Below are 24,230 nucleotides of genomic sequence, written 5' to 3' on the forward strand. Positions count from 1 at the left end.
CGTGTCATTGACTCGTAGCGAATGACATAGACCTCGATCAAAGGACGAATAATGATGCACCACACCCACCATTCCTCGCGCGCTGCGCAGAGGCAACTGCCGCCAGTTACACCCATGGCCAGGAATATCTATTGCGCCTTGCTCGCCATGAGCCTGGCGCTGGGCGCAGCACTGGTCTCCGAACCTGCACATGCACAGGAGAGTGCCACGGCTGCTGCACGCAAGGCTTACGCGATACCAGCCGGGGCGCTCGGCGAAACCCTGGCAGATTTTGCTGGCAAGGCCGGTGTCACCATCCAGATCGATTCCGCCGTGGTCGAAGGTCGTCGTTCGCCGGGCTTGAGTGGCAGCGTATCTGTATCAGAAGGTTTTGCCCGCTTGCTGGCAGGCTCAGGCCTGGAGGCGGTCGAACGTAGCCGCAATATCTACGTATTGCGTACTGCGCAAATGGAATCGACGCTGCCAGCGGTAACGGTCTCAGCGGCAGTGGCGGAAGATGCGACTTCCTACACCGCGCGTACAGTATCGATAGGCAAAACCGATCAGAAGCTGAAGGACATTCCGCAATCCGTCAGTGTCGTCACGCGTCAGCGCATGGATGATCAAAACATGACTTCCATTTATGACGTGCTGGAAAACGTAACCGGTGTCGTCACCACGGCCAGCCCGATGGCAGGCAAATACTTCTTCGCCCGCGGCTTTCCTATCACTTCCTTGCAATACGATGGCGTGCCTTTGTCACGTCAATACTATTCACAAGCCAGCAGCCTGACGGAAAACATGGCTTTGTACGAACGTGCTGAAGTACTGCGTGGTGCGGCTGGTCTGTGGCAGGGCGCGGATAGCATGGGCGGGGCTGTGAACCTGATACGCAAACGCGGCCAGGCTGAAAAAACCATCAGTGCTACCGTGAAGGCAGGTTCATACAATCACTACGGCGCGCAACTCGATGTCGGTGGCCCGCTAAATGAAAGCGGCACCATCCGTGGTCGCGCAGTGCTGGATTACGATACGCAGGATTCCTTTATCGATTTCGTCGGCAGCAAGAACACGACACTGTATGGTGCGATCGATATCGACCTGACTTCGCAAACCACTCTGGGTTTGGGCATCAGCTACGAAAAAACCAAAGCCACGCCGTCGTTTGCCGGTTTGCCTCGTTATGCCGATGGCGGCTCGCTGAACCTACGGCGCGGTACCTTCCTCGGTTCGGACTGGAATGAACTGAACAATCAGCAGACCCGTGTGTTCGCAGACCTGACACACAGATTCAATGACGACTGGCGACTGAAAGTGGGCGCGGTCTATATGAATGAGCGCAATGACTCCTTGTATAGCTACGGTGAGGGTGCGGTTTCCCGTGCGACCGGCACAGGTACCAACCGGATAGGTGTGGCTACTGATTTCCGTGGCGAACATGTGGGGCTGGATGCGGCGCTGAGTGGCAAGTTCCAGGCCTGGGGACGTCGCCATGAAGTCATCATGGGTGCCAACTATTCGAACTACATCTCGGATGACAAATATGCGATTGCCACCGGTCTTGGTGCTATCAATGTATTCAACCCGAATCCATATACACCGAAGCCGACCATGGCCAGCCTGGCTGCGCTGTCGAACCTGTCGACCGGTGCGTATGACGTCACCAGCAAAGGACTCTACGGCACCACCCGTCTGTCACTGACAGATCCGTTGAGCCTGATCATAGGCGGTCGCGTCAGCTGGTATGAAAATAAGTACGACTCGGTGAGCCGCTGGGGCGCAGGCACCACGCTTAGTAAAAGCTCGGGTGAATTCACGCCCTACATGGGCCTGACCTATGCGATCACGCCACAATGGACTGCTTACGGTAGCTATACCGAAGTGTTCGTACCGCAATCGCAACGTAACGCTGCACAACAGACGCTGGATCCTATTATCGGTAGCAACTACGAGCTTGGTATCAAAGGTGAGTTGTTCGATCAGCGTGTAAATACCTCGCTGGCCTTGTTCCGCTACATCCATAAAAATCGCGCAGTGCAGGACATAGACTCCGGCCTGCTGTGTGATGGTGATTACTGCTCACGTGCTTCCGGCAAGGTACGCAGCCAGGGTGTCGAAGCAGAAGTCGGCGGCAAGATTACTTCGCGCCTGAACCTGACCGCTGGTTATACCTACAACACGACCAAGTATCTGCAGGATGCGGAGAACGAAGGTTTGATTTTCAATCCGCAAGTGCCGAAACATCTGTTCCGTGCCTGGGCCGACTATCGTGTCAGTGATGCCATCAGCACCGGGCTCGGCATGACCACGCAAAGCGATACGCAAGGTCGTGACAAAACGGTGGTGCAGGGTGGCTATACGGTATGGAGTGCGCGTGCTGCATATCGCATCGATCCACGCTGGACGCTGGCATTGAACGTCAACAATCTGTTCGACAAGCATTACTACTCGGCGATAGATCGCAGAAACTTCGGTTCCTTATACGGCAATCCACGTGAAGTCATGATGACCCTGCGCGGTACCTTCTAAGCAGTTAAGGCAATGCAGTCAGCAGGCCGGAAGAGCAGATAGCCCTTCCGGCTTTTTTATTGCCTGCCGTCAGGGTGAGGCAGTGCCAAGGCTTGCTGGTCGCGGGTTTGCTCGTACCGGGATGCAAAAGGGTGGCGCTTTTAATCAGTCGGAAAAATTGTAATTTCCCCTCCAATGAGAATAATTATCATTTATAATTACCCCGGAATACCGTTCGGCATGCGGATCTAACACTATTTGCGAAGCCGATAACTAAGCAGGTTGGAGGTAAGCAATGAGTAAGTCCCACAGCAGTAATTTTGACAATATTGCGCGCGAGCACAGCGTGTTGCTCAACGAGTATGGTCGTGTCCAGAGCCGTTGCAGCGAACTGGTGGCGCGTCAGGTCGATCAGATCGAAGCCCTGCGCACAGAGATGGCGCGCAAGGATGCGGAAATCATGCGCTTGCGTGCTGAAGTGATCGCCCGCGATACCGAGCTGGCTTTTGCGCGTGAAGATATGGCGACACTGGAGGCCACCATACCGGGTCTGCCTACCCGCATCAGCCTGGTGCGCCGGGTGGAATCACTGACCGAACACATACAAAGCTTGATGCGCGAGCGTCTGGGCTGGCAGTGGCTGGGCAAGTCAGCAAGGCCGGAAGCACATGCATCGCACCCGGTCATTCCAGCTGATTTGCGCCAGAAGTCTGTGCTGTGCATAGGCAAGGATGACTCAAGTACTTCAGTGGCGCAGATGGAAGTAGAGCGCGCAGGCGGCTACTTTCTGCATCACGACGGCACCGATACGGAAGATGAAATTGCGCTGGAAGCAAGTCTGGTCGCAGCGGACCTGGTGATTTGCCAGACCGGTTGCGTCAGCCACAACGCTTACTGGCGTATACAGGATCACTGCAAGCGCACCGGCAAACAATGCGTGCTGGTCAATCAGCCGCGCGCGATGCACTTCGTGCGCGATGCGGAAGACTTGCGGGCCATGAGTGAAAAAGCGCAGCAAGCCCAACATGTCGAAGTTGAACTGGCTGGCACCCTGAGTCCGGCAAAATAAGGTCGCTCATGTCTTCCAACGAGAACGCGCTGCATCAGGAAATCAGCATCTTATATAGCGACCATCACGGTTGGCTGCAGGGCTGGTTGCGCAAAAAACTCGGCGATGCCAGCAAGGCCGCCGACCTCGCGCATGACACTTTCGTGCGTTTGCTGGCGCGGGAAGAGTTGATCGCAGCGCGTGAACCGCGTGCATTCCTGACCACCGTCGCGCAACGTGTGCTCTTTAGTCACTGGCGACGTGAAGAGCTGGAGCGCGCCTACCTGCACGCGCTGGAACAAATGCCGGTAGCGTTAGCGCCATCGCCGGAAGAGCGCGCCATCCTGCTGGAAACCCTGGTCGAAATCGATCGCATGCTCGATGGCTTGCCCACTCCAGTCAAACGCGCTTTCCTGTATGCGCAACTGGATGATATGAGTCATGCCGAGATCGCCGCGGAACTGAAGATATCCATCACCACCGTTAAACGCTATCTGATACGCGCTGGCGTGCAGTGCTACTTCGCGTTGGAGCAGGCATGAGCAAGCCTGCGCCAGGCATGACTATCGACGTGCCGCCCCAAGTAGCCCGACGCGCCGTCGAATGGCTGGTCGCGCTGCAATCCGGAGATGTCTCGCGTGAAGCATTACAGGAATGGCTGGCGCAGCATCCTGATCATGCGCGCGCGTGGCAGCGCATAGAAAGCGTGAATAACAAATTGCGCGGTGTAGCGTCACCGCTGACTACGGCGCTGGCACACGCTACGCTGACTGCACCACGTTCCAACAAACGCCGCGAAGCAGTCAAAACCCTGGCTGCATTCTTCTTTGTCGGTGCGGCTGCGTATATGGCGGAAGAACATTTGCCGTGGCGCGCCTGGGCGGCCGATGAGCGCACCGCTTTGGGCGAGCGTCGCACCATTGTGCTGGCTGATGGTACTGAGCTGACGTTGAATACCGATAGCGCGGTCAATATTCGTTACAGCGAAACGGAACGTCGCGTCTTAGTACTCAGTGGCGAAATCATGGTGACCACTGCGAAAGACAAGGAAGTCATCGCCCGACCATTCATAGTGCAGACTGCACAAGGTGAGCTGCGTCCGGTCGGTACGCGTTTCGCCGTACGTCAGCAAAGCGAGTTCAGCAGGCTGGATGTATTTGAAGGTGCGGTAGAAATACGCCCGAAGGATGGTGCCGGGCTGGTGCGTGTCATACAGGCAGGCCAGCGTGTGCAGTTTACGCATGATGGCATCTCCGAGCCTGTCAACCTGAAGGGCGATGACGGTGCCTGGACCGAAGGCATGATAGTCGCCAGCGGTATGCGTTTGCAGGATTTCCTGGCTGAGCTGTCGCGTTACCGTCGCGGACGCCTGAGCTGCGATCCGGCGATTGCAGGTTTGCGTGTTTCGGGCACCTATCCTTTAAACGATACCGATCTGGTGCTCACGGCGCTGCGCTCCACCTTGCCGGTAGAGGTGCATTATCTGACGCGTTACTGGGTCACGATACGACCCGAAAAGATGGGCTAAAGCCACTGAGATTTATCCGGCTCATGTGCTTCTGAAAATTTTTTCTATCGTAGTGGTCTGTTTTCGATTTTGGTTGGACATACGAGATAAGCAAGTCACATCTCTAAACCAACACAGGAATCGAAAATGCAGCATCTACTCTGTACCGGACCTGAAGCGCACCTGAAAGCGCGCACGCTCAGTCCAGGCAAACTGGCGCCACTCGCCAGTGCCATCGGCCACCTTTTCCTCGCCGCCAGCCTCGTTACCATCGTTACTGTACCGAGCCTGGTGCAGGCCGCAGATGCTGCGCCAGGTACACCTGCCAGTTTTGCTGCGCGCAAGACTTACGACATTCCTGCCGGTGCTCTGGAAACCGCACTCAATCGCTTCGGCCGCGAAGCCGGCATCTTGCTGTCGTTCCCGACTGAATTGACCAACGGTCTGAAGACCAAGGGTTTGCAAGGTAGCTATAACGTGCAGGAAGCCTTGCCTTTGCTGTTGTACGGCACCGATCTGATCGCGGTGATAGACGGTCCCAGCGCCGTCATCCGTCGTCCCAGCGTGCCTGTCGGTGAAGCCAACTTGCCAGTCGTGCATGTGACCGCAGCGGCGACGGCGACCACGGAAGGCAGCCAGTCATACTCATCCAGTGTCGTGTCACTCAACCGTGGCGATCAAAAACTGAAAGACATTCCGCAATCCGTCAGCGTCCTGACACGGCAGCGCATGGATGATCAGGCGCTGACGACATTGGCCGATGCAGTGGGCAATAGTACCGGCCTGGTCGCAACCCAGGGCGTGGGTCCGGGCACGGTCATCATGTCGCGCGGCTTCCAGATCGATAGCTACCAATACGACGGCGTCCCTATGCCGCGTAATACTTACTCCATTGGTAACTGGAGCAGCGAATCACTGGTTTTTTATGACCGGGTCGAAGTACTGCGCGGTGCCGCTGGCCTGACACAAGGTACGGGCAGTCCTGGCGGCGCGATTAACTTTGTCCGCAAACGCGGTCAGGCGAACAAGACCGTCACAGTGACTGCCAAGGCTGGTTCCTGGGACCGCTACGGCTTGCAACTGGATGCCGGTGGGCCGCTGAATGCGGAAGGTACATTGCGTGGCCGTGTAGTACTGGATGAAGATCGCAGCGATTCATATATCGACTATGTATGGGCCAATACGCGCACCCTGTACGCTGCGCTGGACTTCGATATCAGCCAGAACACGACAGTCGGTATCGGTGTCAGCAACAAGGAAACACGTTCCCGTCCTTCCTTTATCGGCTTGCCACGTTATGCGGACAATAGCGACATAGGCTTGCCGCGCTCAACCTACACAGGATCTGGCTGGAATCGTGCCTACAACGACCAGACCAGTGTGTACGCGGATCTCGATCATCGCTTTAACGACAACTGGACGTTCAAAGCGTCGGCGGCCACCATGCGGGAGAAAAATACTTCCGTGCATCAGCGCATATCTGCTTTGGGTAACGGCATACAGCCGGGTGGCAATACCGTGCGTTACGGTGACTTCGCGATGAATCTGGAAGGCGAACAATTCGGCCTGGATGCCTATGTGCGCGGACGCTTCGAAGCGATGGCCATGAAGCATGAAGTCATCTTCGGCGCCAACTATTCCAAATACCATACCGATGATGCTGTTGCCCGGAAATGGACGACCGGCGGCAATATCTTTGCGATCGATAACAATCGCCCATGGCAAGACTTCGCCAGCATATTGGCGCTGCCAGGTTCGACCAATACCGTCAGCAGTTACGATGTAAAACAAAAAGGTGTCTACGGTACCTGGCGTGCACAGGTGACGGATAGACTGACCGGTATCCTCGGTGGACGTGTCAGCTGGTTTGAGCAAATGTATTCAGAACCGGCACGTGGCACGTCGCCACGCTATGAAAGCACTAACAGCGCTTCCGGTCGCTTTACACCATATGGTGGTTTGGTCTACGCGTTGAATAATCAATGGTCGACGTATGCCAGCTACTCGGATGTGTTTGAGGTGCAATCAGCACCTGTACTGGGCGGCGGCACGATCAAGCCTATCACCGGCACCAACTATGAATTTGGCGTCAAAGGCGAATTGGCGGATGGACGTGTGAATACATCGTTTGCGGTATTCCGTTACGACCACAAAAATCGCGCAGTGCCTGACCCGAATGGTTTGGGTTTGTGTAACGGCAATGATTGCTCACGCGCTGCCGGTAAAGTACGTAGCCAGGGTTTCGAAGCCGAAGTCAGTGGCGAAGTACTGCGTGGTTTGCAACTCTTTGCTGGTTACACCTTTAACACCACCAAATATCTGGTAGATCCGGAGAACGAGGGCAAAGTATTTAGTACCTGGACGCCTAAGCATATGCTCAGACTGTGGGCTGACTATAAATTGCCGGGCGATCTGAGCAAGTTCAGTGTAGGTGGTGGTGTGAATACGCAGAGCCATGCACTTAGCTATGATCGCAGCTTCGATGTACCAGGTTTTACAGTCTGGAATACACGTATCGGCTATCAGGTCACGCCTGAAGTATCACTGGCGCTCAATATTAATAATCTGTTCGACAAGACCTACTACGTGCCTTCATACAATAGCGGTTCCGCGAATAACTACTACGGTACGCCGCGTAGCGCTTTGCTGACTTTGAAGTACACGCCGCGTTTCTGATCAGTCAGATCTGGTGCATAGATACGCTGGCATATCTGCGAAGGTATGCCAGCGTTTTCTTTTTAAGCCGTGACCAGCGCGCCGCGTATCTGTTGCAAGGCACCCGGATCTTCGATCACTGACAAATCGCCGGGATCACGTCCTTCGCATATCGCCTGTATCGAACGGCGCAAGAGTTTGCCGGAGCGGGTTTTGGGCAGGGCGCTGACGAAGTAGACATGTGAGGGCCGACCGATAGGCCCCAGCCGTTTGTCCACCACCTTCATGATTTCGCATTCCAGCTTGCGTGCATCTTCCGGATTGGCTGCGCTCGCCGCATTCTTCAGGATCACGAAGGCGACCGCGCATTGGCCCTTGATCGGATTCTCGACGCCGACTACCGCGACTTCCGACACATTGGCATGGCTGGAGATGCTTTCTTCTATCTCGCGCGTACCCAACCTGTGTCCGGCGACGTTGATGACGTCATCGGTACGGCCGAGGATGAAGTAATAGCCATCCGCATCGCGTATGCCCCAGTCGAACGTCGAGTAAGCCTCGCGTTTGAAGTTGCGCCAATAGGTACTGACAAAGCGCTGGTCGTCGCCATACAGGGTTTGCAGGCAACCCGGCGGTAACGGGCCTTCGATGATGACCACGCCCTTTTCATTGGCCTTGCACTCTTCGCCGCTATCTTCATTGATGACTTTGACCTTGTAGCCATACATGGGCTGGCCAGGGCTGCCGGAGCGGGTCGGCTTGTCGCCCACGCCTTTGGCCACCGAGATAATGGGCCAGCCGGTTTCGGTTTGCCAGTAGTTATCGATGACCGGCACGCCGAGTACGCCTGAAATCCAGTCGGACGTGGTTTGATCCAGTGGCTCACCTGCCAGATAAAGAGCCTTGAGTGTAGACAGGTCATGTTTCTGCAGTAGCTCCAGCGGTTGCTTCTTCAAGACGCGGATTGCAGTTGGTGCCGACGACATGCGCGTGACTTTGTATTTCTCGACGATGCTCCACCAGACCGAGGCATCCGGTCGTATCGGCAAGCCTTCGTAGAGTATGGTGGTCATGCCTGCCAGCAAAGGGCCGTAGATGATGTAAGAGTGACCAACCACCCAGCCGATGTCCGAGGTGCAGAAAAAGGTCTCGCCGGGTTTGCCGCAAAAAATCAAATCCATCGAAGTCGCGAGTGCGACTGCATAGCCGCCGACATCGCGCAGCACGCCTTTCGGCTTGCCGGTCGTGCCCGAGGTGTAGAGGATGTAAGACGGTGAATTCGATTCCAGCCAGGTCACCGGCACCGCCGCATCCATATGCTGTTTGCGCAGGCTGGCGTAATCGATGTCGCGTCCTTCTACGGTTTTCATAGCAGCCAGGCCGCGATCCAGCATCAGCACATGAGCCGGTTTGTGCTCGGCCAGTGCGATCGCTTCATCCAACAGGATCTTGTAGGGCGTGATGTTGCAGCCACGGGAACCGGCATCGGCCGAGATGATGAGCGTGGGTGTCGCATCGTCTATGCGTGTGGCCAGGCTGGTCGACGCAAAGCCGCCGAACACGACCGAGTGGATTGCACCTATGCGGGCACAGGCCAGCATCGCGAATGCGGCCTCCGCCACCATAGGCATGTAGATCAGGACGCGGTCACCTTGCTTGACGCCGAGTGCCTGCATCATGGCCGCGCTGCGATTCACCTCTGCGTGCAACTGCGCATAGGTGTAGGTGACCTCGCTATCGGTTTCGGTCGAGATAGCGACCAGCGCGGGTTGCTCTGCGCGCGTGGCCAGATGGCGATCCACCGCGTTGTAGCAGAGATTGGTGGTGCCACCGACAAACCATTTGGCGAACGGTGGCTTATCGTAATCCAGCGTCTTGCTGAATGGCGTTTGCCAGTCTATGCGTTGGGCTTGCTCGGCCCAGAATGTATGTGGGTCATCAATAGATGAACGGTAAAACGCGTCATATGCTGCGGCATCGAAACTCATACGTCTCCTCCGGCCAGGTAAAGCTATGTCTGTGTTTTTATCTTGTATGTCTGTGTCGGTCGCTATGCCGACACAGTTTGCTGCATCCCTTAAATTACATACAGATCCACGTACTCATGGACAGGCATGGCTTCCAGTTTCTTTTGGTCGAGTGACACGTCGAGTATGCGTTGCTGTTGCTTGGCCGGGAACTGGCGCGCCAGGTTGATTTTGAACTTGGCTTCCAGCAGCGGTATGCCTTCCTTGCGCCGACGCGCATGGCCGACCGGGTACTCGACCACGATTTCCTTGAGCTTCTTGCCATCCTTGAATTCGACCGTCAGCGCGTTCGCAATCGAACGCTTCTTGGGATCGTGGTAATCCTCGGTGAAGGACGTGTCTTCGACGCAGACTATTTTGTCGCGCAAGGCATCGATGCGCTTGTCGGCGGCGACGTCGTCTTCGTAATCGGCGGCGGTGAGACGGCCGAAGATCAATGGGACGGCGACCATGTACTGGATGCAGTGATCGCGATCTGCCGGATTATCCAGCGGCCCCCTTTTATCGATGATGCGTATGCAGGCTTCGTGCGTACGTATCGTGATTTTTTTGATGTCTTCAACTTTCTTGCCCAGCCTGCCCAGTTCCGTGTGCAGGGTCATCGCTGCTTCCACGGCGGTCTGTGAATGGAATTCAGCCGGGAACGAGATTTTAAACAACACGTTTTCCATCACATAGGATGCGTACTTGCGCTGGAACTTGAAGGGCTGGCCATTGAACAATACGTCATAGAAGCCCCAGGTTTTGGCCGTCAATACCGATGGGTAACCCATCTCACCAGTTTTCGCGATCAGGGCCAGGCGTACCGCGCGTGAAGTCGCATCACCCGCAGCCCAGGATTTACGCGAACCGGTATTCGGTGCGTGGCGGTAAGTGCGCAGCGATTGACCATCGACCCATGCCAGCGACACTGCATTCAGGATTTCATCCCGGCTCAGACCCAGCATCTCGGCCACCACGGCGGTGGAAGCAACCTTGACCAGTACCACGTGATCGAGGCCAACCTTGTTGAAGGAATTTTCCAGTGCGATGCAGCCCTGGATTTCATGGGCCTTGATCATGCCGCTCAGCACAGCCTTCATCGTCAGTGGCTTCTTGCCTGCGGCGACAGCTTCACGTGAGAGCCAGTCGGCAGTGGCGAGAATGCCGCCGAGATTGTCGGATGGATGTCCCCATTCCGCTGCCAGCCAGGTGTCATTGAAATCCAGCCAGCGGATCATCATGCCGATGTTGAATGCAGCCTGCACCGGATCGAGCTGGAATTGCGTACCCGGCACCTTAGCGCCATTCGGCACGATGGTGCCGGGAATGATGGGACCCATCAGTTTCTTGCAGGCTGGATATTCGAGTGCTTCCAGGCCGCAACCTAGCGTGTCGATCAGGCAATTGCGTGCGGTGTCGTAGGCGAGACGGGAAGAGATCCGGTACTTGGTGACGTAATCGACGATATCGACCAGTACTTTGTCGTGTTTGGGACGGACGTTGGAGATATGAGCTGACATGGGCATCCTGTAATCGGTATGGTTGCGGGCGGCTTACTTGCGTTTGGCGAGCGGCACGAAGGCGAGGTCTTCCGGGCCGACGTAGTGCGCGGAAGGGCGGATGATTTTGTTGTCTATCCTTTGTTCGATGATGTGCGCGGCCCAGCCGGAGGTGCGCGCGATCACGAATAGCGGTGTGAACATGGCAGTGGGTACGCCCATCATGTGATACGAGACGGCAGAGAACCAGTCGAGGTTGGGAAACATTTTTTTGACATCCCACATCACTGTTTCCAGGCGTTCGGCGATGTCGTACATCTTCATCGAACCGGCATCCTTGGATAGGGTGCGCGCGACTTCCTTGATGACTTTGTTACGCGGGTCGGAGATGGTGTAGACCGGATGGCCGAAGCCGATCACGACTTCCTTGTTGTCGACGCGGCGTTTGATATCGGCTTCTGCCTCGTCCGGATTTTCGTAACGCTTCTGAATTTCAAAAGCGAATTCATTCGCGCCGCCATGCTTGGGGCCGCGCAGTGCGCCGATGGCGCCAGTGATCGCAGAGTACATATCGGAGCCGGTACCGGCGATGACGCGACCGGTGAAGGTTGATGCGTTGAACTCATGTTCGGCGTACAGGATGAGCGAGGTGTGCATTGCCTTTTCCCATTTGGCAGATGGCTTTTCACCGTGCAGCAAATGCAGGAAGTGTGCACCTATCGAATCGTCGTCGGTTTCGACTTCTATCCGTTTGCCGTTATGGCTGTAGTGATACCAGTAGAGCAGGATGGAACCTAGCGAAGCCATCAACCTGTCGGCGATGTCGCGTGCGCCGGGTGCATTGTGGTCATCCTTTTCCGGAATCACGCAGCCCAGCGCGGAGACGCCGGTACGCATCACGTCCATAGGGTGCGAGGCGGCAGGCAGCCATTCGAGTGCTGCCTTGACATTGGCGGGCAAGCCGCGCAATTCCTTCAGCTTGATCTTGTACGCTTTCAGTTCCGCGACGGTAGGCAGCTTGCCATGCACCAGCAGATGGGCGATTTCTTCAAATTCACAACTGTCAGCAATATCCAGGATGTCGTAGCCACGGTAGTGCAAGTCATTGCCGGTTTTACCGACCGTACAGAGCGCGGTATTACCTGCAGTCACGCCTGAGAGTGCAACGGATTTCTTGGGTTTGAAGCCTGCAGCGGGTGTCTCCTGTGATGCGCTCATACCTGTCTCCTTGTGGATGGTGTATTCGTGATCTGTTGCGCTTACTTGTCGGCGTATTTCTTTTCCAATTGATCGAAATAGGGTTTGTTGACCAGGCGCTGGCGTTCGCTGAACGGACTGACCAGTGCCGGATCTTCATCGAGGCGATGGGTGTCGCGCAGTACGGTGAGTGCTTGCTGCATACCGGCCACCGCGCCTTGCAGGGCTGCATTCGCGTACAGCACGATGCCGTAGCCGAGGTCGGCCAGTTCATCGGCGTTGAATATAGGTGTCTTGCCGCCTATGACCAGGTTCATCAGTTGCGGCTTATCCAGTAGCTGCGGCAGCTTGCGGATTTCATCTGCGGTTTCGGTCGCTTCGACGAAGAGAATGTCGGCACCGGCTTCGCTGTAGCGTGCGGCGCGTTCCAGCGCATCGTCAAAGCCGTGCACGCTGCGGGCATCGGTGCGCGCCATGATGAGCATGCCTGCGTCGCTGCGCGCATCAACGGCGGCATGTATCTTGCCGACCATCTCGGCGCAGGAAATCACTTCCTTGCCATTGAAATGGCCACAGCGTTTTGGAGAAACCTGGTCTTCCAGTTGTACCGCGTCGGCACCGGCACGTTCCAGCGTGCGTATGGTGTGGCGTACATTCAGGGCATTGCCGAAGCCGGTGTCGGCATCGACGATGATGGGGATATCGACTGCGTCGCGGATGCGGGCAGTGTGGTCTGCCAGTTCATTCAGGCCGATGAAGCCCTGGTCCGGCATGCCGAAGTACATATTGGTCACACCAGCGCCGGTGATGTAGAGCGCTTCATAACCCAGGTCTGCGATGACACGTGCTGACAGCGCGTTGAACGCGCCGGGGACCAGCAAACCGCGTCGGGCATTCACTTTGTCACGTAACACTTGCTTGCTGCTGTTGGACTGACTGCTCATTGCATATCCTTTAGCCTGGGTGTTTCATGGAGTTCGCTGCCTACTGTATTTGCAATGCCTGTGCCATGCCGATGAGGTGGTTAATACAACAGCTGTAGACATTTGGTGCTTAAAGGAAAGCGCTTGTAAATCAAGTGCTTGGGGGTGGAGGCGAGTTTCCAGCCGGACATGGCTTGGCCGCGCTGGAAGCAAAAGCCGTGTTACATTTGAAACGTTTGAAACGTGCGGGTGAAACATGAAACGTTCGACCTCTCCTTTCCGTGACGCAGCCGACAAGCCGGTTATCTGGACGGTTTCGATTTCGCGTTTGTTCGAGTTGTTTCGCGACATCACGCTGGAATTTGATGATCAGGCAGACATTGAGCCTATTCATCTGGGCTTTGAAGACGCGGTGCGACACATACGCGAACGACTGGCGACTGAGCGTTGCGATGCGGTGATTGCGGCGGGTTCGAACGGCGCATATCTGAAAAGTCGTCTCTCGGTGCCCGTCATCATCGCCAAAGCCAGCGGCTTCGATGTAATGCAGGCGCTGGCCCGGGCGCGCAAGATCACGCCGGATATCGGACTCGTCACCTACCAGGAAACTATGCCCGCACTGGCCGAGTTCCAGACGACCTTTGGCCTGCAGATCGCACAGCGCACCTATGTCACCGAAGAAGATGCGCGGGCGCAAATCAATGAATTGAAAACAGCAGGCGTGAAAGCCATCGTCGGCGCAGGTCTGATCACCGATCTGGCGGAAGAGGCAGGTTTGACCGGTGTGTTCGTCTATTCCTCCGCTTCCATCCGGCAGGCATTTGAAGATGCGCTGGAACTGGCGCGCCTGACGCAACTGGAAGCGACGCGCGGCCGTAGCTTCCCGGTGGCTGACACCTTGCGCGCCAAACATCACATCAAGGACTTGCGTGGTGAATCCGCCGCGATGGAAAGTGTGCGGCAATCGGTCACGCTGTTCGCGAAATCAGCCGCCACCGTATTGATCCAGGGCGAAACCGGCACTGGCAAGGAACTGGTCGCGCAAGCGATACACCGCGCCCATCCGCTGATGCAGGGCAAGACGCAGGCAGGCCATCCGTTTGTTGCGGTCAACTGTGGCGCACTGGCAGAGTCGCTGCTGGAATCTGAATTGTTCGGCTATGAAGAGGGCGCATTCACTGGTTCACGTCGCGGCGGCCGCGCTGGTCTGTTTGAAGCTGCGCATCGCGGCACCTTATTCCTCGATGAAATCGGCGAGATGCCTTTGTCTTTGCAGACGCGTTTGTTGCGTGTGCTGGAAGAGCGCGAAGTGGTGCGCGTAGGTGGTACCCGGCCGATACCAGTTAGTGTACGCATCATTAGTGCCACGCATTGCGACCTCGATGAGCGAGTCAGGCAAGGGCGATTCCGTGCGGATCTGTTTTATAGGCTGAGCGTATTGCGGCTCAGTTTGCCGCCCTTGCGCGAGCGCAGCGACGACGTGGCGGCACTGACGGAATGGTATTTAAAAAATGCACTGGCCGCGCTGGATGTCCGGTCACCCGCCAACCTGCAGGCCGAGATACTGACTTGCCTGCCTATGTTGACTGCTTACACATGGCCGGGCAATGTACGCGAACTGCGTAACCTGATGGAGCGACTGGCCTTGTTCCTGGCGGCGGCGCCGTTACAGGCATTGACACCAGCCTTCCTGAAAAGCATCGCGCCCGAGCTCAGCTATCTCGCAACACCGGCATTGCAGGCATTGCCGGTGGCCGAGGAAACATTGCAACAGGTGCTACAACGCTTTGATGGTAATCGTGAAGCGGCGGCAAATTATCTGGGCATCAGTCGCACGACCTTGTGGCGCAGGCTGCAGGCGGCTGGCGACGACTAATAGCAGATGCATTAAGCGCACGCTTATGCATCCGGACGATATCTGCTGCCGCTTCATGTCGTTTCCTGACGACGACAGTCAATCGCTATTTGCATCCAGCGTTTTCCCCATATACAATTGAGAATGATTCTTATCATCATTTAGTGGCGCGTTGCCCCGGTGTTGATAGGGGAAAACGACATGTCTGCCACCGAAAACGCGCTAAACCACGAGATCAGCACGCTATACAGCAACCACCATGGCTGGTTGCAGGGATGGCTATGCAAGAAACTGGGTAACGCTTTTGATGCGGCCGACCTGGCGCAAGACACTTTCACCCGCATCCTCAGTTCGCGCGATATCTCTGCCATCAAGGAGCCGCGTGCCTATCTGACCACCGTAGCCAAAGGTTTGGTGATCAACTGGTATCAGCGGCAAGCGCTGGAACGTGCCTACCTGGATGCGCTGGCATTGTTGCCGGAGCCGCAAGCGCCATCGGCCGAGCAGCGTTACATCATCCTCGAAACCCTGCACGAAATCGACGCCATGCTGGATGCATTGCCATCCAAAGTCCGGCGCGTATTCCTGCTCTCGCAGATAGAGGGTTTGAAGTACGAAGAAATCGCCGTACAAATCGACGCGTCACTGATTACCGTCAAACGTTATATGAAGCAAGCTTTCCTGCACTGTCTGGCATTCCATGAGTGAGGTGGGTGTCATGCGCAGACCGGAGGCGATAGATCCGCTCATCCTGGATGAAGCAGCGGACTGGCTGATGCTACTCGGCGCTGGTGCGACCGACGAAGAACGTCGTGCCTGTGAGCGCTGGAGCAAGCGCAGCCCCGAGCACACCCGTGCCTGGGCGCGTGCGCAATTGCTATTGAATAAACTGGGTGGCTTGCCGTCTGCATTGGCGATGCCTGCATTGAATCGTGAGCCAGCAGCAGGACGTCGTGCTGCAATTACCAGGCTGGCAGCCATACTTGCGCTGGCACCCGCAAGCTGGGGCATCTGGAAAGTGATAGCTGCGCAGGACTGGATAACGGATTGCCGTACCGCAGTCGGTGAACAGCGTGTCATGCATCTGGCGGATAACAGTGTAGTGACGCTGAATACGGCAACCGCTTTCAATGTTCATTTCAATTCCACGCAACGCAATATCAATTTGCGCAGCGGCGAAATCCTGATCCAGACGGCACGTGAAGCGACGGCTAACTATCGTCCGTTTAGTGTCAGCACTACGCAGGGGCTGATGGAAGCGCTCGGCACACGTTTCAGCGTGCGGGTGTATGACGAGACTACCCATTTAGCCGTGCTGGAAGGCGCGGTCAAAATCACACCGAATCAAAATGCGCTGCAACAGCAGGTGCTGCATGCAGGCGAGCAAGTGACATTTACCAAAAATGCGATAGGTGAAATTACCGCGGCAGACAATGTCGTCGTAGCGTGGACTGAGGGCATGCTGGTGGCAGACCGCATGCGGCTGGCTGATTTTGCCGCTGAACTGAGTCGCTACCGCAGCGGCATAGTCCACGTTGATCCGGCGGTTGCGCAAGTCCGGGTATCCGGTGCTTTCCCCCTGCGTGATACGGACAAGGCGCTGGCCATGCTGGTATCCACTTATCCGGTCGATGCGCAAACGCGCTTGCGCGGCCACTGGATCACTTTGGTAGCACGCTGAATAAATATTTTGCAGGTGCTGATACTTTTTTCTTCTTCAACTGGCAGAGAGATTGAAGAACACATTCTCTATCGTTGAAAAGGAATTCAATTTCATGTCATCTGCATGTCCGCGCCTTGTTGAGCGCCGTTTAAACCACGCTATCCGGATAGCGCTTATGAGTATGGCACTCGCCAGTGTTTCTGCCTTGATTCCAGTTGCACATGCGGCCGATACGCTGGACGCAGTTGCTGCTCGTCCATACAACCTGGCGTCCGGCCCATTGGGACGTAATTTGTCCAGCTTCGCCGCGCAAGCCGGTATTGCACTTTCGTTTGATCCCGCATTGACCGAAGGGCTGACGAGTCCGGCCTTGTCCGGCACATATTCCGGACGTGAAGGCTTACGCAAGCTGTTGAGTGGTAGTGGCCTGGAGCTGGTGCAGCGTACCGATGGCAGTTATACGCTGGGGAAAATAGCGACGGGTGCCAGTGCACCGCGTGAGAGCTCGACTTTGCCGGAAGTGCAGGTCACTGCAGTGCAAACAGCAACCACTGAAGGTACAGGTTCCTACACCACGGGTTCCGCCAGTACTGCCACGCGTCTGAATCTATCTATACGCGAAACGCCGCAATCGGTCAGCGTCATTACGCGTCAGCGCATGGATGACCAGGGTTTGTCGCAATTGTCTGATGTAGTAGCGCAGACGCCGGGCCTGGTGATTGCACAAAGCGGCAATGCCGGATCGGATTCGAGCCCTATCTATGCGCGCGGTTTTGCGGTGGAAAATTATCAGGTCGATGGCGTGGGGCAGGTTTTTTCCGGCTATAGCTCGGTATTCCAGAGCAATGACATGGCGCTTTATGACCGGGTGGAGGTGGTGCGTGGTGCGACCGGCCTGATGAATGGTGTGGGTTCACCCAGCGCAACGATTAACCTGATGCGCAAGCGTCCAACGGCACAATTCCAGGCTTCGGCAAAAGTGGAAGCCGGATCATGGAACTACTATCGGGCAGAAGCCGATATCTCGGCTCCGCTGAATGAAGCGCGTACCTTGCGCGGACGCGTAGTGGCGGCTTATCAGGAAAACGATTCCTATATAGATCGCCTGCACGAAAAGAAGGAAATCCTCTACGGCATACTCGAGGCTGATCTCAGCCCTTCGACCCTGGCCACTTTTGGTGTGACGCTGCAAAACCACGATGCCACCGGCCATTCGCGCAGTGGGCGTCCGGCTTATTTCGATGATGGCTCGCGTACCAGCTGGGCGCGTTCCGATTCCGCTGCCGCCTCGTGGGCTTATTCCAAGCGTCACAGCCAGGCCATCTTTGCCTCCATCGAGCATCAATTCGATAACGAATGGCTGGTCAAGGGAACCCTGAGCCAAGGTAAGGTTGATTACGATGAATTGCTGGGCTACATGGTGGTTGGCTTTCCGAATAAGGCAACTGGTGCCGGAGCTACTTTGTACGCCAGCCGCTGGGTTGGTAACCCGACGCAGAACAGCCTGGATCTGTACGCCAGCGGGCCGTTTAATTGGCTGGGTCGCAAACATGATTTGGTCATCGGTACGACGATCGCGCGTACGACTGTGGACGCGCCTACCTATGGCGGCTGGAATGTGTTGCCGGTTCCAAATGTCTATACCTGGGATGGGAATACGCCAGGCAATCCGAACACCAGCGTACAGGGCAGTTACCAGGACAAGGAAAGCATGAGCAGCGCGTACTCAACCGCACGCTTTAAACCTACCGATGCCTTGTCTGTCATAGTCGGTGCGCGTATTACCAACTGGGAGCGTGTGCAGTCGACCGTCAAAATCAGTCCCTATGAAAACAATAAGGTGACGCCTTATGCTGGGCTGGTGTACGACTTCAATAAGAATTGGTCTGGCTATGCCAGCTACACCGACATCTTCAAGCCGCAAAGCAATAAGACGCCTACCGGCGAATTTCTTGATCCACTGCTGGGTAAAAGTTATGAAATCGGTGCGAAAGGTGAATTCTTCGACAAGCGCCTGAACCTTGGTCTCGCCATATTTAAAATCCAGCAAGACAATCTCGGCGTTTCCATTCCAGGCGTCTTTGCGCCGGACGGATCGCAAGCCTACCGCGCGGTTTCCGGCACTTCCACCCGTGGCTATGAAGTTGAGTTGGGTGGTGAGCTGGCGCGCAACTGGCAGGGCTCGATCGCTTATGCGCGCAGCATGACCTCTGACCGTAACAACATGCCGCTCAATACCAATATCCCGCAAAACACCTTCAAGCTCTTCACGACTTATCGCCTGGCCGGTTTCGGCGATGGCCTGACGGTCGGTGGCGGTGTGCGTTGGCAAAGTGAGATTTACAGCGATAACCAGGGACCCGTTGGCAAAAGATCCCGTTTTACCCAGGAAGCATATTCGGTCGTCGATCTGATGGCGCGTTATCAGATTTCCAAACAATTGACGCTGACGGCCAATCTTTATAACGCTTTCGATAAATCGTATTACACCACGACCGGTGGAGCTTATTACGGTGCGCCGCGCAATCTGCGGGTGGGACTGGACATGCGCTTCTAAGCCTGGCGCGCATTTGCAGCATGCAGCACAGCCACCCGGAGTGCCAGATCGCACTTCGGGTGGCCCTTTTTTCAATCTCGTTGGTCATAGTAAGTAAGGAGTGGAGATTTTCCAGTCCTGTCTGATGGTGGATGTTTTGATGTGTATGTCCGGTTTTGCCTGTTTTCCACTGCTTTCGCTGCCAGTTTGTGGCGGCGGGCTGGGTTGCGGGCGTTTTTTGCTGCGTGTTTTCGTTAACGCTTGCAAAGCCGGATAACAAGCGCGTAGCTGATTTTTCGCAAGGCTGTTTAATTTTTTATTACATAAAGGGTAATCACATGATCAAGAAAACACTCGTCACCATGTTGCTGTCATCGTTTGCTGTTGCGGCCAGTGCCCACCAGGTCTGGGTAGAGCGTGATGCTTCCGGCCCGGCCAAAGTCTATGTCGGCGATGTCGATGGTGAGCGCGATCACGGTGACGATGTCGCCAAGCTGGCAGCGACTACCCAGGTATTTGGCAAGGACAGCAAGCAGCTGGCCAAGCTCACTACCAAAAATGAATATCTGGAAGCAGCGGTAAGCGGTAGCGGCGATGTGCGCCTGATCGCTGACCAGGTCTGGAAGCCATGGAAAAACAAGGACGGTCAGATGCAAGCCGCCGTCTTCAATTCGCGTGCCGGTCGCACTGAAACCGCGGCCGCGCTGGATTTTGAATTGGTGCCGGTTAAAGCCAATGGCAATGTCTTCACATTGACCTTCAAAGGCGAGCCTGTTGCGAATAAAAAGGTCAGCGTCATCAATCCGGAACAATGGGTCAAGGGTTTCACCACCGACAAGGAAGGCCGCGTTCAGGTTCCGCTGCAAGGTAAGGGCCGTTACATCCTGATGAGCAACCATGAACAAAAGGGTGACCTCGAAGTCGCAGGCGACAAAGTACAAAAAATTTCGTACACGACGACCCTGAGTTTCGTTAACAAGTAAGTTGCAATAGTAGTGATATCCAGGGGCGCAGCATGCTGCGCCCCGATTAGTCTTGTGGTGACTGGTTTCTTTTCCCGCGACATGGTGCGGGATGTTTTTTACGAGGTTTTATGCGCATTTCCTTTTCTCCTTTTGCTTTGCTGGCTACCAGCTTGTTTCTGACCAGCGCTGCTGCGCATGCTGACTACGTCTGGCTGGAGCGCGATACGGCCGGTACCGCACATGCCTATATCGGTGAGTTCGAAGCGGTAAAAGGATCGCCAGCGAGCATCAGCGCAGCACGTGCTTTCATGGCCGATGGCAAGGACCTGCCATGGTCGGCAGAAGCCGAGCGCCTGAATATCGCTGCACCGGCGAACGGCGATTTGCGTCTGGCAGCGACGCGTATCGGTGAAAAGGGCGTGCTGAATTACTTCCAGGCCAAGAATGGGCGCAGCGAAACCAAAGCGGTTAATGATCTGGAGTTGGTGCCGACAGAAGCCAATGGCAATACCTTCAAGCTGGTATGGAAAGGCAATACCGTCGCAGCGTCGCAAGTCAACGTAGAGACTTCCGAAGGCTGGCACCGGGTACTGAAGCCGGGCAAGGACGGCACGGTGACGCTGAACGCAGTATTTCCTGCGCGCTACCTGCTGGAAGTGACAGCGCGGGTAAACGGTACCGTTACTTTGGATGGCAAAAAATATGATGACGTGCGTCACACAGCAACGCTGACATTTGAGGTCAAGAAATAATGAATACGCGCAAGAGCTTTACCCGCAAGCAAAAGACAGTGGGTCTGGTGGTGCTGGTCGCTGCGTTGGCAGCCATCGGTTTGTGGTCCGGTAATCGTGGTGACGCGCAGTACGAAGTCGCACCGGTAGCGCGCGGCAATATTGAAGCGACGGTGACGGCCATCGGTACGCTGCAGCCCATGAGTTCGGTTGATGTTGGTGCCCAGGTATCTGGCCAGGTATTGAAGCTACATGTGCAGCCCGGCGATGTCGTGAAGAAAGGCCAATTGCTGGCGGAGATCGATGCCAGCGTGTTGCAGGCGACGGTGGATGCTGGCCGCGCACAACAAACCGAGTTACAGGCGCAGCTGGCGGAACAAAAGGCACAACATAAGCTGAGCGCGCAGCAGCACGAACGCCAGCAACAAATGCACAAGGATGAATCGACCCGACTGGAAGATGTGCAGACGGCAGAAGCCAATCTGGCGGCTGCGGTGGCACGCATCGCCCAGACCCAGGCGCGCATCGTACAGACCCAATCCAGCCTGAAGGCGGACGAAGCCCGTCTGGGTTACACGCGGATTTATGCGCCTATGGGTGGCACCGTCATCGGTATTGATGCAAAAGAAGGTCAGACCCTGAATGCAACTTATCAGACGCCGACACTGATGCGCATCGCTGATCTGTCGGAAATGACGGTATGGACCACAGTGTCGGAAGCAGATATCCGCCGTGTCAAAGCAGGCCAGGCGGCCTACTTCACGACGCTGGCGGGCGACCGTCGTCGCTGGAATGGACAAGTACGTCAGGTCTTGCCGGCACCTCCGGCTGCTCCGGCGACGCAAAGCAATCCTAACCAGACCCCGGTCAGCAAAGTGGTGCAGTACACCGTCTTGTTTGATGTGGATAACAAGGATGCCGAACTGCTGCCGCAAATGACCGCGCAGGTTTCCTTCATCACGGCTTCGGCGCGTGATGTGCTGGTGGCGCCGCTGAATGCCTTGCAGGCGGTAGAGCACAAGCCGCAGATCTATACCGCGCGCATATTAGGCAGCGACGACAAACCGCAAACGCGAGAAGTGCGTACCGGTGTCAGCGACAGGCTGGCGGCGCAAGTGGTCGAAGGTTTGAAAGAAGGCGAGCAACTGATTACCGGTGAGGTCGTGGCACAGACCAAGACACGGAGGTTTCAGTGGTAACAGACGCGCCGCTGATTGAGCTGCGGGAAATACGCAAGCAATACGGAGGAAATGGCGATGCGCCGGCGGTAGAAGTACTGCATGGTTTATCGCTGAAGATACACGCCGGTGAGTTCGTGGCGATCGTCGGTGCATCGGGCTCCGGCAAGTCGACACTGATGCATTTGCTGGGCTGTCTGGACCGGCCCAGCTCGGGCAGCTATCTGTTTAGCGGGCGCGATGTGGCGACGCTGGATAGTGATGAGTTGGCGTGGTTGCGTCGTGAAGCGTTTGGTTTCGTATTCCAGGGTTATCACCTGATAGCAACCGAATCGGCACGCGAGAACGTCGAAGTGCCTGCTATCTACGCCGGGATGCCGGAAGATGAGCGTGCCGCGCGCGCATCCGCACTGTTGACGCGTCTAGGCCTGAGCGACAAGCTGGATAACCGGCCGAGCCAGTTATCGGGTGGCCAGCAACAACGCGTCTCGATCGCGCGTGCACTGATGAATGGTGGTCGCATCATCCTTGCCGATGAACCGACCGGAGCGCTGGACAGCAAGAGTGGCGCGGAAGTGATGGCGTTGCTGAATGAACTGGCTGATGCAGGACATACCATCATCCTGATTACACATGATCGCGATGTGGCGGACCAGGCACGACGCGTCATAGAAATACGTGATGGCGAAATCGTCGGCGACTCTGGCGTGTCGGCCATCAAACAAGCTTTGCCTGCACCGGATATGACACAAGCCGGACGCGATGCCGGTGCTTCATTCTGGGATGATTTGCGCGAAGCGGCGCGTACCGCATGGCGTGGTATGCGCATGAACCGCACGCGCACCGGCCTGACCCTGCTCGGCATCGTGATTGGCGTCGCTTCGGTGATCGTGATGCTGGCGGTAGGTGAAGGTGCCAAGCAACGCGTCATCGATGAGATGGGTTCGCTGGGTACCACCATCATGTACCTCGGGAGTGGTCATCCGTCGAATGGCGGGCCGCCGGGACGTCTGACGATAGAAGATCTGGATGCAGTAGCTGCACTGCCGGAAATCGGTCATGTCATGCCTATCATCGGTGATCCGGTTACCGTGCGTCGCGGTAATGTCGATCGCCAGGTTTACGCATTCGCCAGTGCTTATGTGATGCCTTTGGTGCATCGCTGGCGCGTCGGCAAGGGACGCTTCTTCACCCCCGAAGAAGATGAGCAGCTGGCTCCGGTCGTGGTCATCGGCCACAAGGCATGGAAAAATTTCTTCCCGGATGGCAGCGACCCTCTTGGCAAGCAAATCCTGATCGTCGATGCACCGTTTGAAGTAATAGGCGTGATGGCTGAACGTGGCGCGGATTCAGGCTCGCAGGATTACGATGAAATGGTCTTCATCCCGTACAACTCCGGACGCATGCGCGTCTACGATGCGCGCGCCGAACCTGATTACACGGTGGTGGAAGCGGCATCGGAGGAATTGGTTGGGAAAGCGGAAGCCGCGATGAAAAAGCTGTTGATAGAACGGCGCGGGCGCGATGACTTCCGTATCGGAAACGCTGCAGCAAAATTGCAGGCAGCGGCACAAACCAGCAATGCGATGAAGATGATGCTGGGCCTGATCGCGGCCGTCTCGCTGATCGTTGGTGGCATAGGCGTGATGAATGTGATGCTGATGACGGTGCGTGAGCGCACCCGCGAAATCGGCATACGCATGGCGACCGGTGCGCGCGAGCGCGACATCTTGCGTCAATTCCTGACGGAAGCGGTGCTGGTGTCGGTGGTCGGCGGCGTCATCGGCGTGGCCTCTGGTTTGTTTATAGGGGCGGCACTGTTGTTCTGGAATGTGGCAGTGATTTTTTCGCTGTCGGCCATCATCGGTGCCTTCGCCTGTGCAGTCGCGACCGGTTTGATTTTCGGCTATATGCCAGCGAAGAAAGCGGCCGGGCTGGATCCTGTGATCGCTTTGGCTTCTGAATAAGCGGACTAAG

17 protein-coding genes are annotated in these 24,230 nt (G+C 56.1%); 13 read left to right on the forward strand and 4 right to left on the reverse strand.

Going from position 1 to position 24,230, the window contains the following annotated elements; genetic code table 11:
• The first annotated feature begins 114 nt into the window (after positions 1–114).
• From IXC47_RS09965 to IXC47_RS09985, 5 genes are all read left to right on the forward strand, one after another.
• Positions 115–2,508, forward strand: coding sequence for a TonB-dependent siderophore receptor (locus IXC47_RS09965; protein ID WP_195875536.1), 2,394 nt, complete (start codon positions 115–117; stop codon positions 2,506–2,508).
• 274 nt (positions 2,509–2,782) lie between these two features.
• Positions 2,783–3,556 (forward strand): DUF2325 domain-containing protein, encoded by a 774-nt coding sequence (locus tag IXC47_RS09970; protein ID WP_175624591.1) that lies wholly within the window; start codon positions 2,783–2,785, stop codon positions 3,554–3,556.
• Between the two features lie 8 nt (positions 3,557–3,564).
• Positions 3,565–4,077: a sigma-70 family RNA polymerase sigma factor gene (locus tag IXC47_RS09975; RefSeq protein WP_195875537.1), complete on the forward strand. Its 513-nt coding sequence runs from the start codon at positions 3,565–3,567 to the stop codon at positions 4,075–4,077.
• Positions 4,074–5,063 carry a FecR domain-containing protein gene (locus tag IXC47_RS09980; RefSeq protein ID WP_175624593.1) on the forward strand — a complete coding sequence of 330 codons (990 nt, stop codon included), beginning with the start codon at positions 4,074–4,076 and terminating at the stop codon, positions 5,061–5,063. The genes IXC47_RS09975 and IXC47_RS09980 overlap by 4 nt, the downstream gene beginning before the upstream one ends.
• 126 nt (positions 5,064–5,189) lie before the next feature.
• Complete coding sequence (locus IXC47_RS09985) at positions 5,190–7,718, forward strand: TonB-dependent siderophore receptor (protein WP_175624594.1); 2,529 nt, start codon at positions 5,190–5,192, stop codon at positions 7,716–7,718.
• A gap of 62 nt (positions 7,719–7,780) precedes the next feature.
• On the opposite strand, the gene IXC47_RS09990 is transcribed toward IXC47_RS09985, so the two are convergent.
• The 4 genes from IXC47_RS09990 to IXC47_RS10005 form a co-directional block, all read right to left on the reverse strand.
• A complete protein-coding gene (locus IXC47_RS09990) occupies positions 7,781–9,685 on the reverse strand; it encodes a propionate--CoA ligase (RefSeq protein WP_195875538.1) in 1,905 nt (634 codons plus the stop codon).
• 89 nt (positions 9,686–9,774) lie between these two features.
• On the reverse strand, positions 9,775–11,226 hold the full coding sequence (locus IXC47_RS09995) for a bifunctional 2-methylcitrate dehydratase/aconitate hydratase (RefSeq protein WP_195875539.1): 1,452 nt from the start codon (positions 11,224–11,226) through the stop codon (positions 9,775–9,777).
• A 33-nt stretch (positions 11,227–11,259) separates the two neighbouring features.
• Positions 11,260–12,423, reverse strand: a complete 1,164-nt coding sequence (prpC, locus tag IXC47_RS10000; RefSeq protein WP_124572634.1) for a bifunctional 2-methylcitrate synthase/citrate synthase — start codon at positions 12,421–12,423, stop codon at positions 11,260–11,262.
• A gap of 41 nt (positions 12,424–12,464) precedes the next feature.
• Complete coding sequence (locus tag IXC47_RS10005) at positions 12,465–13,346, reverse strand: isocitrate lyase/PEP mutase family protein (RefSeq protein WP_195875540.1); 882 nt, start codon at positions 13,344–13,346, stop codon at positions 12,465–12,467.
• 235 nt (positions 13,347–13,581) lie between these two features.
• Between IXC47_RS10005 and prpR the strand changes: the two genes are divergently transcribed.
• The 8 genes from prpR (at position 13,582) to IXC47_RS10045 (ending at position 24,220) form a co-directional block, all read left to right on the forward strand.
• On the forward strand, positions 13,582–15,201 hold the full coding sequence (prpR, locus tag IXC47_RS10010) for a propionate catabolism operon regulatory protein PrpR (protein ID WP_175624599.1): 1,620 nt from the start codon (positions 13,582–13,584) through the stop codon (positions 15,199–15,201).
• A gap of 180 nt (positions 15,202–15,381) precedes the next feature.
• Positions 15,382–15,888: a sigma-70 family RNA polymerase sigma factor gene (locus IXC47_RS10015; protein WP_175624600.1), complete on the forward strand. Its 507-nt coding sequence runs from the start codon at positions 15,382–15,384 to the stop codon at positions 15,886–15,888.
• 10 nt (positions 15,889–15,898) lie between these two features.
• Positions 15,899–16,861 carry a FecR domain-containing protein gene (locus IXC47_RS10020; RefSeq protein ID WP_230089486.1) on the forward strand — a complete coding sequence of 321 codons (963 nt, stop codon included), beginning with the start codon at positions 15,899–15,901 and terminating at the stop codon, positions 16,859–16,861.
• A gap of 157 nt (positions 16,862–17,018) precedes the next feature.
• Positions 17,019–19,400: a TonB-dependent siderophore receptor gene (locus tag IXC47_RS10025; protein ID WP_230089487.1), complete on the forward strand. Its 2,382-nt coding sequence runs from the start codon at positions 17,019–17,021 to the stop codon at positions 19,398–19,400.
• A gap of 317 nt (positions 19,401–19,717) precedes the next feature.
• Positions 19,718–20,362: a nickel uptake transporter family protein gene (locus IXC47_RS10030; protein ID WP_195875543.1), complete on the forward strand. Its 645-nt coding sequence runs from the start codon at positions 19,718–19,720 to the stop codon at positions 20,360–20,362.
• Positions 20,363–20,472: 110 nt separating this feature from the next.
• On the forward strand, positions 20,473–21,096 hold the full coding sequence (locus tag IXC47_RS10035) for a hypothetical protein (protein ID WP_175624604.1): 624 nt from the start codon (positions 20,473–20,475) through the stop codon (positions 21,094–21,096).
• A complete protein-coding gene (locus tag IXC47_RS10040; RefSeq protein ID WP_175624605.1) occupies positions 21,096–22,274 on the forward strand; it encodes an efflux RND transporter periplasmic adaptor subunit in 1,179 nt (392 codons plus the stop codon). The genes IXC47_RS10035 and IXC47_RS10040 overlap by 1 nt, the downstream gene beginning before the upstream one ends.
• The gene (locus tag IXC47_RS10045) at positions 22,268–24,220 is read left to right on the forward strand and encodes a MacB family efflux pump subunit (protein WP_195875544.1); all 1,953 of its coding nucleotides are present in this window, start codon (positions 22,268–22,270) and stop codon (positions 24,218–24,220) included. The genes IXC47_RS10040 and IXC47_RS10045 overlap by 7 nt, the downstream gene beginning before the upstream one ends.
• Positions 24,221–24,230: the final 10 nt, after the last annotated feature.

Origin of the sequence: Herminiimonas contaminans (genome assembly GCF_015645465.1) — a bacterium.
Classification (GTDB): Bacteria; Pseudomonadota; Gammaproteobacteria; order Burkholderiales; family Burkholderiaceae_D; genus Oxalicibacterium; species Oxalicibacterium contaminans.